The organism is Streptomyces sp. NPDC059718, from assembly GCF_042733315.1.
In the GTDB taxonomy this organism is placed as follows: Bacteria; Actinomycetota; Actinomycetes; order Streptomycetales; family Streptomycetaceae; genus Actinacidiphila.
The window spans coordinates 32,303-46,468 of record NZ_JBHWGA010000031.1; the positions used below are offsets into that span (position 1 = coordinate 32,303).

At 74.6% G+C, this 14,166-nt stretch carries 8 protein-coding genes; 1 reads left to right on the forward strand and 7 read right to left on the reverse strand.

The genetic code is table 11. The features are described from left to right. Positions 1 to 29: 29 nt before the first annotated feature. From ACFV3E_RS30235 to ACFV3E_RS30260, 6 genes are all read right to left on the reverse strand, one after another. Positions 30 to 1,580: a hypothetical protein gene (locus ACFV3E_RS30235; RefSeq protein WP_500537617.1), complete on the reverse strand. Its 1,551-nt coding sequence runs from the start codon at positions 1,578 to 1,580 to the stop codon at positions 30 to 32. After that, positions 1,561 to 5,226: a hydantoinase B/oxoprolinase family protein gene (locus ACFV3E_RS30240; RefSeq protein ID WP_500537553.1), complete on the reverse strand. Its 3,666-nt coding sequence runs from the start codon at positions 5,224 to 5,226 to the stop codon at positions 1,561 to 1,563. The genes ACFV3E_RS30235 and ACFV3E_RS30240 overlap by 20 nt, the downstream gene beginning before the upstream one ends. A gap of 4 nt (positions 5,227 to 5,230) precedes the next feature. Next, positions 5,231 to 6,253, reverse strand: a complete 1,023-nt coding sequence (locus ACFV3E_RS30245) for an SGNH/GDSL hydrolase family protein (protein WP_500537554.1) — start codon at positions 6,251 to 6,253, stop codon at positions 5,231 to 5,233. Further along, the gene (locus ACFV3E_RS30250) at positions 6,250 to 7,404 is read right to left on the reverse strand and encodes a glycosyltransferase (RefSeq protein ID WP_500537555.1); all 1,155 of its coding nucleotides are present in this window, start codon (positions 7,402 to 7,404) and stop codon (positions 6,250 to 6,252) included. Before ACFV3E_RS30250 ends, ACFV3E_RS30245 begins: the two co-directional genes overlap by 4 nt. Beyond that, entirely contained in the window at positions 7,401 to 8,522 is a 1,122-nt protein-coding gene (locus ACFV3E_RS30255) for a glycosyltransferase family 4 protein (protein ID WP_500372810.1), read from the reverse strand. The genes ACFV3E_RS30250 and ACFV3E_RS30255 overlap by 4 nt, the downstream gene beginning before the upstream one ends. Before the next feature lie 605 nt (positions 8,523 to 9,127). Then, entirely contained in the window at positions 9,128 to 10,552 is a 1,425-nt protein-coding gene (locus tag ACFV3E_RS30260; RefSeq protein WP_500537556.1) for a HEAT repeat domain-containing protein, read from the reverse strand. Positions 10,553 to 10,899: 347 nt separating this feature from the next. On the opposite strand from ACFV3E_RS30260, the gene ACFV3E_RS30265 reads away from it, so the two are divergent. Continuing rightward, a complete protein-coding gene (locus ACFV3E_RS30265; RefSeq protein ID WP_500537557.1) occupies positions 10,900 to 12,387 on the forward strand; it encodes a PP2C family protein-serine/threonine phosphatase in 1,488 nt (495 codons plus the stop codon). 177 nt (positions 12,388 to 12,564) lie between these two features. Here ACFV3E_RS30265 and ACFV3E_RS30270 read toward each other — a convergent pair whose 3' ends face one another. Next, positions 12,565 to 14,040, reverse strand: a complete 1,476-nt coding sequence (locus ACFV3E_RS30270) for a DNA-binding protein NsdB (protein ID WP_500537558.1) — start codon at positions 14,038 to 14,040, stop codon at positions 12,565 to 12,567. Positions 14,041 to 14,166 lie beyond the last annotated feature (126 nt).

Genomic DNA, 14,166 nt, shown 5'->3' on the forward strand with positions numbered 1-14,166 from the left:
CTCGGTACGGATGGTCGGTTCGCTCATCGTCACGCCACCTCGGACCGCTCGGCGGCCATCCCGGCGGCGTCCAGCCGGGCCGTGCCCACGATCAGGTCGGCGCCGCCGAACTCGGGGTCGTCCAGCCCGGTGCCGTCGTCCACGGCGAACAGCAGCCGCTCCTCGCCCTGGCGGTAGGCGGTGCCGACCGGCGGGCTGGCGGCGTGCACCGCCAGCAGGGCGACCAGGTAGGGCAGTTCGGGATCGAGGCGGCGGGCCTCGGCGAGCAGCCCGGACAGCCGGCGGGGGGCGTCGTGCGGCAGGTCGAGGAGTTCCAGGGCGGTCTCCAGCTGCTCCTCGCTGAACCGGCTGTCGTCCGGGGTGGCGACGAGGTCGGGCTCGGGCATCTCGGCACCGAGGTGCTCGCGCTCCAGCGGCGGGGTGAGCAGGGCGTCCACGAGGTCCGTGACGCGTACCGAGGCGGGGGTGCGCAGGCCCGTGCCGCGGGCGAACCAGGCGTCGGTGACCCGGGTGGCCTGCTCCACCGGGAGCGGCAGGACCGGCGCGACCAGCTGCCCGTACAGGTCGAGCATGCCGACGAGGGCGCCGCCGCGCGGTGCGGCGAAGGCCTGCCGGTCCTGCTCGGCGCGGAAGATGGGCCCGGCCTCCAGCAGCCGGGACTGCAGCTGGGTGTGGCGGCGGATGCAGTCCTTGACGATGTCGACGAGCTCGGCGGCGCGGCGCTTGTGCTCCGGGTCCTCCGACTCGTCCCTGGCCTTGCGGATGTTGGTCAGGATGGCGTTCTCGTGCCGGTAGCGGTCGGCGACGTGGTCGAGCGCCTCGTCGATCATGTCGGGGACGGTGCGGATCCAGTCGACCGCCCGGACGTTGCGGCGGGTGGCGTCCAGGGCGCGGCGCAGCGTCTCGGCGTACTGCACCGTGCGGTAGCGGGCCTGTTCCGCGGCGAGCTGGGCGTCGGCGAGGCGGCCCCGGTTGATCAGCACCTCGAGCTTGACCTCGGCGGCGATCTGGGCGCTGGTCACGTCGGTGTCGAGGGCACCGACGAGCACGTTGACGGCCTCGTCGGTGGTGCGCAGGTAGACGGTGCCGTCGCGGCCCGGGACCTCCTCGATCAGCTTGAAGTCGTAGTCGCGGCGGACGTACGCCCCGTCGGGGCCGAAGGTGCCGTAGACGGCGCGGAAGCCGCGGTCGACGCTGCCGACGTTGATCAGGTTCTCCAGGACCCAGCGGCCCACCCGCTCGTGCTCGGCGGCGGGACGGCCGGGGGCCTGGGCGGCGATGCGCGGCAGCAGGCGGGAGATTATCTGGTCGTGGTCGGCACCGGTGTCGAAGTCCATGTTGAGCGTGACCAGGTCGATGGCGGCCAGGGCCACCTCCGCCATCGCGTACACCGAGTACTCGCCCGCGAGGTTGGCCTTGCGCACGTCGAGGTCGTGCAGCGGCGCGGTGCAGGCCAGGGCCTTGAGCCGGCGGGCCAGGCCCTCGTCCGCCGCCGGCCCCGGCGCGGGCCGGACACCGCCGCTGAGCTGGTGCGGAACGGTCGTGGTCACGACGCACAGACTAGGCGCTCGGACCGACATCATCCCAAACGGCGCGGTCCGGGCAGCCCCGCGCCCGGGACCCTCGGCCGCCGGCGGCCCCGTAGCCGCCCCCGCCGGGCGTCGCGACGACCAGGACGTCACCGGGCCCGACGTCGGCGGAGTCGACGCCGCCGAGCGGGGTGACGGAGCCGTCGGCGCGCTCGATCCGGTTCTCGCCCAGGGCGCCGGGCCCGCCGCCGGCCAGGCCGTACGGGGCGACCCGCCGGTGGCCGGACAGCACGGCGACCGTCATGGGTTCCAGGAAGCGGATGCGGCGGACGGCCCCCCGGCCCCCGTGCCACCGGCCGTCGCCGCCGCTGTCCTCGCGCAGGGCGAAGCCCTCGACGCGGACGGGGTAGCGCCACTCGAGGATCTCGGGGTCGGTGAGCCGGGAGTTCGTCATGTGGGTCTGGACGGCGTCGGCGCCGTCGAAGCCCTCACCCGCCCCGGAACCACTGGCGACGGTCTCGTAGTACTGCACCCGGTCGTTGCCGAAGGTGACGTTGTTCATCGTGCCGGAGCCCTCGGCCTGCACGCCGAGCGCGGCGTACAGGGCCCCCGTGACGGCCTGGGAGGTCTCCACGTTGCCGGCGACGGTGGCCGCAGGGTATTCCGGGGCCAGCATCGAGCCCTCCGGGACGCGGACGTCCAGCGGCTTCAGGCAGCCGCTGTTGAGCGGGATGTCGTCGGCGACGAGGGTGCGGAAGACGTAGAGCACGGCGGCCATGACCACGGACCGCGGCGCGTTGAAGTTGCCCTCCTGCTGCGGCGAGGTGCCGTTGAAGTCCAGGACGGCGGAGCGCGCCGCGCGGTCGACGCGGACGGCGACGCGGACCACCGCGCCGTTGTCGGTCTCGTACGCGCAGTCGCCGTCGTCCAGGCCCGCGACGATGCGCCGCACGGACTCCTCGGCGTTGTCCTGCACGTGCCGCATGTAGGCGTGCACGACGTCGAGGCCGAACTGCGCGGTCATGCGCCGCAGCTCGGCGATGCCCTTCTCGTTCGCGGCGACCTGGGCGCGCAGGTCGGCGATGTTGGTGTCCGGGTCGCGCGAGGGGTGGGTGGCGCCGGTGAGCAGGGCGCGGGTCTCCTCCTCGCGCAGGCGGCCGTCGCGCACCAGGAGCCAGTTGTCGAAGAGGACGCCCTCCTCGTGCACGGTGCGGCTGAAGGCGGGCATGGAGCCGGGGGTGAGGCCGCCGATCTCGGCGTGGTGGCCGCGCGAGGCGACGAGGAAGAGCGGCGACCGCCCCTCCTCGTCGAAGACGGGGGTGACGACGGTGACGTCGGGCAGGTGGGTGCCCCCGTGGTACGGGTCGTTGACGGCGTAGGCGTCGCCCGGACGCATGGTGCCCTCGTTCCGCCGCAGCACCTCCTTGATGGACTCGCCCATGGAGCCGAGGTGGACGGGGATGTGGGGGGCGTTGGCGATCAGGTTGCCCTCGGGGTCGAACAGGGCGCAGGAGAAGTCCAGGCGTTCCTTGATGTTGACGGAGTGGGCGGTGTTCTCCAGGCGCACCCCCATCTGCTCGGCGATCGACATGAAGAGGTTGTTGAAGATCTCCAGCATCACCGGGTCGACCTCGGTGCCGACCGCCACCCGGCCGGGCCGCGGCCGCACCCGGGTGAGCAGGAGGTGGCCGTGCTCGCCCACCGCGGCCCGCCAGCCGGGGTCGACCACGGTCGTCGCGTCGGCCTCGGCGATCACGGCGGGCCCGTCCACGGTGTCGCCCGGGCGCATCCCGTCCCGGCGGAACAGCGGGCCGGCCTGCCGCCGGCCCTCCGTGTACAGCGACACCTCGGCGGCCGGTCGCAGGGGGCCCTCGCGGGCCGGCGGCTCCACGTGGTGACGTCCGGGCGCGCCCGCGGAGCCGACGGCCTCGACCGAGACCGCCTCGACGACCAGGGGCTTGTCCATGGTGAAGGCGTACCGGGCGCGGTGGTCGGCGGTGAACGCCTCGCGCATGGCGTCGACCGTGCCCATCGGCACCGGGAGCGCCGCGTCGGTGCCCGCGTAGCGGACGTGGACGCGGGTGACGGTCTCGACGGTGTCGTCGGGGACCCCGTCCTCGCGCAGTTGCGCGCGGGCCAGGCCGTCGAGCTCGTCGCGGGCGTTGCGCAGGGCGGGCAGCCCGTCCTCGCCGAGTCCGGTCTCCACGGAGCGCTCGCGCATGGCGGTGGCGTCGGCCAGGCCGATCCCGTACGCGGACAGCACACCGGCCAGCGGGGGCACGATGACCGTGTCGACGGACAGGGCGTCGGCGACCGCGCAGGCGTGCTGGCCGCCGGCTCCGCCGAAGCTGGTGAGGGCGTAGCGCGTGATGTCGTGGCCGCGCTGCACGGAGATCTTCTTGACGGCGTTGGCCATGTTCAGGACGGCGATCTCCAGGAAGCCCGCGGCGACCTCCTCCGGGGTGCGGCGGTCGCCGGTCGCGGCCGCGGACTCCTCGGCGAGGCGCGCGAAGCCGGCGCGGACGGCCTCGGTGTCCAGCGGCTGGTCGCCGTCGGGGCCGAACACGGCCGGGAAGTGCTCCGCCTGGACACGGCCGAGCATCACATTGGCGTCGGTCACGGTCAGCGGACCGCCGCGGCGGTAGCAGGCGGGGCCCGGGTCGGCACCCGCGGAGTCGGGGCCGACCCGGTAGCGCTGCCCGTCGAAGTGGAGGACGGAGCCGCCGCCCGCCGCCACCGTGTGGATGTTCATCATGGGCGCGCGCATCCGTACGCCCGCCACCTGGGTGCCGAGGACGCGTTCCAGCTCGCCCGCCCAGTGGGAGACGTCGGTGGAGGTTCCGCCCATGTCGAAGCCGACGACCCGGTCGAACCCGGCCTGCCGGGACGTACGGGCCATGCCGACCACTCCCCCGGCCGGGCCGGACAGCACGGCGTCCTTGCCCCGGAAGTGACCGGCCTCGCGGAGCCCGCCGTTGGACTGCATGAACATCAGCCGGACGCCCCGCAGTTCGGCGGCCACCTCGTCAACGTAACGGCGCAGGATCGGCGACAGGTAGGCGTCCACCACGGTGGTGTCGCCGCGCGGGACCAGCTTGATCAGCGGGCTCACCTCGTGCGAGCAGCTGATCTGGTCGAACCCGGCCTCGCGGGCCGCCCGCGCGACGGCCTGCTCGTGGGCGGGATGGCGGTAGCCGTGCAGCAGGACGACGGCGACGCTCGTCAGGCCGTCCCGGCGCGCCTGACGCAGGGCCGCTTTGGTGGCGGCCGGGTCGAGGGGGCGGATGACCTCGCCGTGCGCGCCGATGCGTTCGGGGACCTCGATGACGCGCTCGTAGAGCGCCTCGGGGAGGACGATCTGGCGGTCGAAGAGCCGCGGCCGGTTCTGGTACGCGATGCGCAGCGCGTCACGGAAGCCCTCGGTGACGACGAGGACGGTCGGCTCTCCCTTGCGTTCCAGGAGGGCGTTGGTGGCGACCGTGGTGCCCATCTTGACGGCGGAGATCCGGTCGGCGGGCACGGGTTCGCCGGGGTCCAGGCCCAGCATGCGCCGGATGCCCTCGACGGGGGCGTCCCGGTAGTGCCCGGGGTCGTGGGAGAGCAGCTTGCACGTCTCCAGGCCGCCGTCCGGCCGTCTGGCGACGACGTCGGTGAAGGTGCCGCCCCGGTCGATCCAGAACTCCCAGCGTCCGGTCACGCCCTCATTGTCCCAGGGACGTCCCTTCCAGGCGGGCCAGCGCACCGGCGGTGGCGTCGCGGGAGCGCAGGTCCAGCAGCCCGTCGGTGCCGGCCAGCCGGTGCCGGGTCTCCCGGCCGGCGAGCCGCAGGAGATCGGGCAGCAGATCGGTGCAGCGGTCGGCGACCCAGCGCGTGCCCTTGGTCGCCATCCACCAGACGCTCGCCGCGGCGCCCGGTCCCGGGCCGCCGGGGGTCGTGGACGGCGGTTCACCCTCCGACAGGCCGCGCGAGACCAGGAGGTCGTGGAACTCCCGGGCCAGCAGCCGGTGACCGAGTTCGCTGGGGTGCAGCCGGTCCGCGCTCCAGGAGGCGCGGTCGGCCGCCCACGGATGGCGGCCGGCGTGCAGGTGCACGGCCTCGTACCGCTCGGAGAGCACGTGCACGACCTGGTTCAGCGCGGCCATCCGGCGGCCCAGCGGGCGGGCGAGCGGCCACGGCAGACCCAGCATGCGGCCGGGGTCGGGCAGGCAGGCGGTGAGCACCTCAGCGCCTTGGGCGCGCAGTTGGGCCAGGACGGTGTCCAGGCGGCGGGCGACGGTATCGATGTCGAAGCTGCCGCGGAGCGTGTCGTTGGCGCCGATCACCACCGAGGCCAGGTGCGGCCGGTGGTCCAGGGCGCGCGGCAGCTGCTCCTCGACGACGTCCTTGGTGAGGGCGCCGCTGCGGGCGCAGTTGAGCAGGCGCACGGCCGAGGGCTCGGCGGCCAGCCCGTGCGCCAGGAGCGGCGCCCAGCCGCGCCATCCGCCGGCGACGGGGTCGCCGAGGCCCTCGGTGAGCGAGTCGCCGAGGGCGGCGAAACGTATCTCCCTCGTGCCGGCGGACCCGGCGGCGGCCTGGACCGACGCCGGGGACGGAACAGGGGCGGGCACAGGGGCGGGCATCCGGGCGGTCACCTGGGCCTGGACGGGTCCCGCGACCCCGGTGGGTACGTGGGCCGCGGGTCTGGCACGTCCGGGCACGGTGGGCGTCTGCGTGCCCGTCGTCATGGCGTGACCTCCGGCGCGGTGAGCCGGGGCGCGGCGTCGTGGGCGGCGAGGAAGGCGCTCACGGCGGTCGGCCAGCCGTAGCGCTCGGCCTGGGCGCGGGCGATGGCGCGGCGCATGGGCTCCGGGCGGGTCAGCAGGTGGCCGACGGCGTCGGCGAAGGCCGGGCCGTCGTCGGTGGCGGCGGCACCGGCCGGGCCGAGGATGTCGGGCAGCGCGGACAGCGCGCTGGCGACGACCGGCGTGCCGCAGGCGAGGGCCTCCAGGGCGGACAGGCCGAACGTCTCCACCGGGCCCGGGGCCAGGACCACGTCGGCGGTGGCCTGGAGGGCGGACAGGGCGCGACGGACGGGGACGTGCCCGACGAAGGTGACCGGCAGGCGGGCCTCCCGGGCCCGGGCCTCCAGGCGGGCGCGCATCGGCCCCTCCCCCGCGACGACGAGGACGGCGTCCACGCCCTGGCGACGCATGTGGGCGAGGGCCTCCAGGGCGCGTCCCGGCCGCTTCTCGGGCGACAGGCGGGAACACATCACCAGCAGCACCTCGGCGTTGCCGGCGTACCGGGCGCGCAACTCCGGGTCGTGGTGCGCCGGGTGGCATGCCTCCAGGTCGACGCCGAGCGGCGCCCGTACGACGTTGCGGGCCCCGATCCGCTCGAACTCCGCGGCCGCCCAGGCCGTCGTGCAGACGATGCGCGAGTACACGTGCGCGCTGCGGCGGTTGAGCCGGTCGGCGGCGCCCTGGGCGAGGCCGCTGGGCACACCCCAGGTGCGCAGCACCCCGTCGACGCTCTCGTGGGACACCATGACGGACGGCACCCGGCGGCGGCGCGCCCACTCCCCGGTCCAGCGCAGCGTCGTGCGGTCGGAGACCTCCAGCCGGTCCGGGCGGAGGCCGTCCAGCACCGCCTCCAGCCGGGCCCGGCCGGTCAGGACGCGGTAGCCGCCGGTACCGGCGACCAGGGGGCCGGGGAGGGTGATGACGCGGCCCTGGGGGGTGGTCTCGTCCTTGGCGGCGGGGCCGGGGACGACCAGGACCGGGTCGTGGCCGGCCGCGAGGTAGCCCTCGCCGAGGTGGCGCAGCGCGGTGCGCAGGCCTCCGGAGGTGGGCGTGACGAAGTTCGCCAGCCTGACGATGCGCAGCGGGCCGGTCATGCCGCCACCGCCGTGCGGGCGTCGAGCACCTGCGCGTAGTGCTCCAGGAGCAGGTCGCCGACGGCCTCCCAGGTGCGCGCGGCCACGTCGGCGCGCCCCTCGGCGCCGAATTGGTCACGCATGGCCGGGGCACTGGCCAGCAGCCGTACGGCGCCGGTGACGGCGTCCACGTCGCCGGGCGGCACGAGCAGCCCGGTGCGGCCGTGGTCGACGAGGTCGAGCGGACCGCCGGCGGCGGGGGCGACCACGGGCAGCCCGCTGGCCATCGCCTCCTGGACGGTCTGGCAGAACGTCTCGAACGGCCCGGTGTGGACGAAGACGTCGAGGGAGGCGTAGATCCGCGCCAGGTCGTGGCCGGTGCGGCGGCCGAGGAACACCGCGTCCGGCAGCGCCTCGCGCAGCCCGGGGGCGCTCGGGCCGTCCCCGACGACGACCACCTTCACCCCGGACAGCCGGCCCGCGCCGGCCAGCAGCTCCACGTGCTTCTCCGGGGCGAGGCGGCCGATGTAACCCACCAGGACCTCACCGTTCGGGGCGAGTTCACGGCGCAGCGCCTCGTCGCGGTGGGCCGCGTCGAAGCGTACGGAGTCCACGCCGCGCGGCCACAGGTGCACGCGCGGGACGCCGTGCGCCTCCAAGTCGCGCTGGGAGGCGCTGGACGGGGCGAGCGTGCGGTCGGCGGCCGTGTGCACGGCGCGGATGCGGCGCCACGCGGTGCTCTCGCCGCGGCTCAGGTAGGTGCGGGCGTACCCCGCGAGGTCGGTCTGGTACACGGCGACCGCGGGGATGTGCTGCCGGGTGGCCGCCGCCATGCCGCGCACCCCGAGGATGAACGGGCTGGCCAGGTGGACGAGTTCGGCGCGGTGCGCGGCGATCGCCGCCGCGGTCCTGCGACCGGGGAGCGCCACCCTGACCTGCGGGTAGCCGGGCAGTGGCAGCGACGGCACACGCACGACGGGGCACGGTTCGTCCCCCGGCGCGGACTCCTGCGGGCCGGCCGGCGCGATCACCAGCGGCTCGTGGCCCCTGCGGACCAGATGTTCGGCCGTGCGCAGCGCGCAGTGGGCCACTCCGTTGACGTCGGGTGGGAAGGACTCTGTGACGATGGCTACTCGCATACGGACGTTGTCGGCTCCCCGGGCGTTGTCCGGGTCACGTGGATCTTTCACCTTGGGGAACGTGCCGTGAGCGTTGGCTCCGGATCGGGCCTTCCGGCCGCGGCGGCGGCCCCCGGTCTCCCCCGGACGCCGGGCAGGGAGGCGTCGGGCGCCGCTCGCGGGTCCGGGCACGAGTCCGGCGACGGGCACGGGGCCGGCGGTCGGGTCGGCGTGCGGGAGGCCGACGCCGCGTCCTTCGGCGAGGCGGTGGAACGGGCCGCGCGGCCACGGGGGGCCCGTGGTCCTCGTCCTCGGGTACGGCTCCCAGGGCACGCGGGGCGGGGGTGAACCGCCGGGGACCGCGGCCGGTGTGGTGGTCCGGGTGGTGGCCCAGCAGGGTGTTGGTGCCGTCGGCGTGCAGCGCCCGCGTCCCCGCCGATACGTCGAGGACCGGCCGCTCGTCCTCGGCGCACCGCCGACCGCCGTGCTCCCAGGCCCAGGCCCACTCCGGAACCGGCCGGCGTCGACGCCCGCGGCGGGATGCCGCGGGCGAAGGCCGGACTCAGCAGCGGCAGGTCACACCCGTACATCAGGTCCGACCCCGCCCGCGGCCGGGGGGCCGGGGCCTACCGCGCGGGGTCGCCGGAGCTGAGGCGGCCGCGGACCGCGGTCTGGACCTCGGCCTCCTCCGCGGGATCGGCGGCGAGGCTGCGCAGGCGGGCCAGGACCCGGACGTCCGAGGTCGTGGCCGTGCGGGCGGCGAGTTCGCGGGTGGTCTCCTCGCAGTCCCACAGGCACTCGACGGCGAGGCCGGCGCCGAAGCTCGGGTCGGTGCGGGCGAGGGCGTGGGCGGCGACGCCGCGCAGCTGTGAGGAGCTCGTCTCGCGGTAGACGTGGCGCAGGACGGGGGCGGCGCACTCGATGGAGAGGCGGCCGGCCCCTTCCACGAGCACGGCGAGGCCCTCGGCGTCGGCGCCCTCGCGCTGGACGAGGCGGCGCAGGGCGCAAAGGACGCGGTCGGCGTCCTGCTCGCCGCCGCGGCAGGCGAGCATGCGGGCGGCGGTCGCGCCGAGCACGTCCTCACGGCGTGACCAGGCGCGGGCCCGGGTGAGGGCGGCGATGCTGCGCATCCGCTCGAAGGACTCGACGGCGGCGCGGGCGACGAGCTCGGACTCGCTGAGGGCGGCGGCCTCGATGAGGTCGAGGGCCTCGCGGTCCTGGCGGTCGGAGAGGTGGCGGAGTGCGGCCGCGCGCGCCGCCTCGGGACCGCCGCGGGCCGCCCGGACGAGCTCCTCGCGGTCCTCGGGGCCGGCGACGGCGGCGAGGCAGCGGGCGGCGGAGGCGTCGCGTTGCTGCGGTGGGTGGGCGGCCAGGCCTTCCTGGGCCCATTCGAGGACGGCGCCCACGCTCCAGCCCGGTGTCGGCCCGGCGGGCCGCATCTGGCGCTGCCAGCGGTCGAAGGCGGTCTGTTCCGATGCCTTGCGCACCCGTTCGGAGACGGCGGGGTCCGGATCCTCGGCCCACAACCGCCAGGGCCGTGGCTCGTACGCCTCGCGGAGCGCGGCGGCGAGCTGGGCGTCACCCTCCGTGGTGAGCGGGAAGCGGGCGAGCACGGCCGGGCCGAGCGCACGCAGCGCGTCGTCCTCGTCACGTACGGCGAGCTCGTCCAGGGCCCACTCCCAGTTGCCGCCGGTGGCGGCGTAGCGGCGCAGCAGCAGGGCCGCGTCCCGGCGGCCGTAACCGGCGAGGTGACCGAGGACGGACAGGGCGAGGCCGCAGCGGTGCTCGTCGGGGCTGATGATGTCGTCGGGGTGGAAGAGGTGCTGTTCGATCCCGTCGAGCGAGCCCTCGAGCTCCGAGTAGAGGCGCGCGTAATAGAGGGAGCGGGACTCCACGCGCCAGTCGTGACGGGGGTCGCGCAGGACGCACTGCTCCAGCGCGGCGAGCGCGTCGGCTCGCTGCGCCGCGAGGGCGTGCAGGGTCCCGTCCCCGCGTCCTCTCTGGAGGAGGCCGAGAAGGGTACCGCTGGGCGCTATGTCGGGGTCGAACATGAGGTCAGCATCCGGTGCGGGGAGTTGGTTGGCAACGGGATTTCCCGTTACCGGCTGCGAGGTATCTTCGCAGATCGTCCCGGGTTCAAACCCTTTGCGCGGCACCCGGGCGGCTCGCGGGCACGCTCGGGGCCGGAGTCCCGCAGCTTACCCGGACCGAGGCATTCCGCCGAGTTCTCCGAGCGTGGCGGCACTCCAGGCTCCTGGCATATGCCGGTAGCACCACCGGATCGGGTATTGCAGAAACCCTTACGGGCCATCACTCCTTGTGCAAGAGTCGTGACTGGCCCATCCGTACGGCCCCGTTGAGGCCGGCGCCCGGTTCGGAGACATGTTCGGAGAGCGTCATGCCGCCCCATTTGCATGAGGACCGCGCCACCGCGAAGCCTGAGCCCGGCACCGTGGACGCGCTCATCTCCCAGACCCGCCAGCTGCGCGGCAAGGTCGACGCCGTTCGCCGTGACGCCGCCGCCGAGGACGAGGAGGACCCGCAGCTGCGCTGGCAGCGCGCGCTGTGCGACCTCGCCGTCCACCAGCTCGACGACCTGGGTGCGCACCTCGGGCAGCTGCGGGACGGCATCCCCGTCCTCGGCGACCGGGAGACGGGCAGCGAGCCCGGCGGCGCCGCCTACGCGGGCCGGTCCGCCCGGGAGGTCCCCGTCCCCGCGCCGGTCGCCGGTACCGTGCAGGCCCTGGGGCGGGCCGGCAGCGCAGAGTGGGACCTGGTCACGGACGGTGTCCAGTGGTCGGAGGAGCTCTACCGCATCTTCGGGCGCACCCGCGAGGACGGGCCGCTGACCCTGGACGAGCTGCCCTCCTGGCTGTTCGCCGAGGACCAGCAGACCCTCACCGCGGCCGTGACCGGCTGCCTGGTGGACGCCCGGCCGATCGACTGCGAGTTCCGCATCGTCCGCCCGGACGGTGCCGTGCGTACGGTGCACATGGTGGGCGAGCCGGTGCTCGACGCCATCGGCGCCACCGCCTCCATGTGGGCGGTGCTCCGCGACGTCAGCGAACTGCGCCGCAGCCAGCGGACGCTGCGCGAGACCCGTGACTCGCTGCAGCGCGAGCGGCAGATCGCGCAGACCGAGCGCCGGCTGGCGGTCGAGCTGCAGGAGGCCGTACTGCCGCCGTGGCGCGGCTCCCTGCGGTTCCCGCAGGACGGCGGCCCCACCACGGTCGACCTCGCCGCCCACTACCTCCCGTCCTCCACCGGCGCGCTCGTCGGCGGCGACTGGTACGACGCGCTGCACCTGCCCGACGGCTCCGCGCTGCTCACCGTGGGCGACCTCACCGGGCACGGGGTCTCCGCCACCTCCGGCATGGCCATGCTGCTCGGCGCGCTGCGCGGCATGGCGATGACGGGGCTGGACCCGGCCCCGCTGCTGGGCGGGCTCAACCAGTTGCTGGACAGCTCCGCGCAGCCCGCCCTGGGCAGCGCCCTGTGCTGCCGCTACCGCCCTGAAGACCGCTCTTTGGTGTGGGCTCAGGCCGGACACCCCGCCCCGCTGCTGTTCCGCGACGGGACGGGGCGACCGCTCGACGCGCCCGAGGGCGTGCTGCTGGGCGCCACCTCGGGTGCCCAGTACGGCCAGGCCGCCGAGCGCTTGCTCCCCGGCGACCTGCTGGTGCTGCACACCGACGGCCTGCTGCCGCGCCGCGCCGGTGCCAGGGCGGCCGCGGACTCGGCCACCGCGGTGCGACGCCTGCTGGAGCTCGGGCCGAGGTTCGCCCAGGCCCGCACCCCGCAGGAGTGCGTGCGCATCGTGGTGGAGGAACTCGGCGCCCCCGAGCGCGAGGACGACGCCTGCGTGCTCATCGCCAAGTTCCACTGAGGTCCATGGGCCCACTGGCCCACTGGTCCGCTGATCCACGGGCCCGCCGGTCCACTGTCGACGTGTTCCCATGTCGATGTGTCGACATGGGAACGACATCCGGGAGAGCCGGCTCATTCGGCGTCGAGTCGGCTGGTCCCGCTCATCGATGTCCACGTCCTCCGCATGGGTCTCCGCTCAGATCGCGGGGCCCCTGCGCTTGGGGCCGCTCGGCAGCGCGATCTCGATCTCCTCACGCAGGTCCTGGATCCTGGTGAAGTCGGAGTAGCGGGCCGTCAACCGGTACATCTCCCGCAGCCGGTCCCAGGTCCGCAGCGACGAGTTCTGCCTTATGGTCAGCAGCGCCAGTCGCGCGTAGCGGTCCGCCTGCTCCGGGTCGTCGGCGATGAAGCAGGCCGAGGCCAGCGAGATGTAGTCGAAGATGTTGGACCGGTCGCGGCCCTTGCCCCGCAGCTCCAGCGCGTGCTTGGCGTGCTGCTGCGCCGTCCGCGCCGCCAGCGGCTCGTACTCGGCGAGGGTGCGGTACGCCAGCGCCTGCATGCCGTGCAGATCGGCCTCGTCGAACATCTGCATCCAGCTCGGCGGCGGAACGTCGCCGCGGTCGGTGGCGAAGAGGTCCTCGGCCTTGCCCAGGGTGCGGCGCATCGCCTGGCCGTGGCCCATGGAGGCCTGTGCCCAGGCCTCGATGGTGCAGAGCATGGCGCGGGTGCGCGGCAGGGCCTCCTGCCCGGAGCCGGACTGCGCCAGCTTCATCAGGTCCAGTGCGTCGTCCGGCCGTCCCAGGTGGACCATCTGCCGGGCGGCGCGGGAGAGCGCCTCGCCGGCCCTGGGCCGGTCCCCGCCCTCCCGCGCGGCGTGCGCCGCGATGACGAAGTACTTCTGGGCGGTGGGCTCCAGGCCCACGTCGTGGGACATCCAGCCCGCCAGGACGGCGAGGTTGGCGGCCACGCCCCAGAGCCTGCGCTTGAGGTGCTCGGGGTGGTGGTAGGCGAGCATGCCGCCCACCTCGTTGAGCTGTCCGACGACCGCCTTGCGCTGCAGTCCGCCGCCGCGGGAGGCGTCCCAGGCGCGGAACACCTCGACCGAGCGCTCCAGCGCCTCGATCTCATGGGAGCCGACCGGAGCGGCCTCGTAGCGGTCGTAGGAGACGGCGTCGGCGTCGAAGGGGTCGTTGGTGGTGGGGGCGTCGGCCGCGAGCGCCGGATCGGTGTGCAGCCAGTCGTACATGGCGCTGCTGAGTGCGGAACCCGCGGCAAGCGCGGCTCCCGCGCCCACCAGACCGCGTCGGTTGAGCATGAGGTCCATTCCCGTGAATTCGGTGAGGACCGCGGCTGTTCGCTCCGGTGGCCAGGGCAGTCCGTCGGCGCTGACGGCCTGCTTCCTTCCCGTACGCCGATGCCGGCCGAACCCGAGATCCTCGATGGTTACGACACGGCCGAGACGCTCGGTGAACAGGGCGGCCAGCACGGTGGGGACGGGTTCGCGGGGGGATTCCCCGGTCTCGATCCAGCGGCGCACGCGCGAGGTGTCCGTCGCCAGCTGCGGGTGGCCCATGGCCGCCGCCTGCCGGTTGACGAGTCTCGCGAGCTCTCCCTTGGACCATCCGGTGAGTGCGAACAGGTCCGCTAGCCGTGTGTTGGCTTCCTTGTCCATCCAAGCCCCCAGGTTCCTCGGCACTGTTGACACTAACGGCCGGTCAGCGCCCCCGCGAGCATTCGCCATGGTTCGCCAGGGTGCGCCAGATGGTCTGCCACCCGCATGCGGTGGTCAGGTAGGAAC

What these genes read in the sequence shown, in the direction of transcription:
- ACFV3E_RS30235 (WP_500537617.1), bottom strand. Translation starts at nt 1,580, where the DNA reads ATGTCGGTCCGAGCGCCTAGTCTGTGCGTCGTGACCACGACCGTTCCG.
- ACFV3E_RS30270 (WP_500537558.1), bottom strand. Translation starts at nt 14,040, where the DNA reads ATGGACAAGGAAGCCAACACACGGCTAGCGGACCTGTTCGCACTCACC.
- ACFV3E_RS30245 (WP_500537554.1), bottom strand. Translation starts at nt 6,253, where the DNA reads ATGACGACGGGCACGCAGACGCCCACCGTGCCCGGACGTGCCAGACCC.
- ACFV3E_RS30260 (WP_500537556.1), bottom strand. Translation starts at nt 10,552, where the DNA reads ATGTTCGACCCCGACATAGCGCCCAGCGGTACCCTTCTCGGCCTCCTC.
- ACFV3E_RS30255 (WP_500372810.1), bottom strand. Translation starts at nt 8,522, where the DNA reads ATGCGAGTAGCCATCGTCACAGAGTCCTTCCCACCCGACGTCAACGGA.
- ACFV3E_RS30265 (WP_500537557.1), top strand. Translation starts at nt 10,900, where the DNA reads ATGCCGCCCCATTTGCATGAGGACCGCGCCACCGCGAAGCCTGAGCCC.
- ACFV3E_RS30250 (WP_500537555.1), bottom strand. Translation starts at nt 7,404, where the DNA reads ATGACCGGCCCGCTGCGCATCGTCAGGCTGGCGAACTTCGTCACGCCC.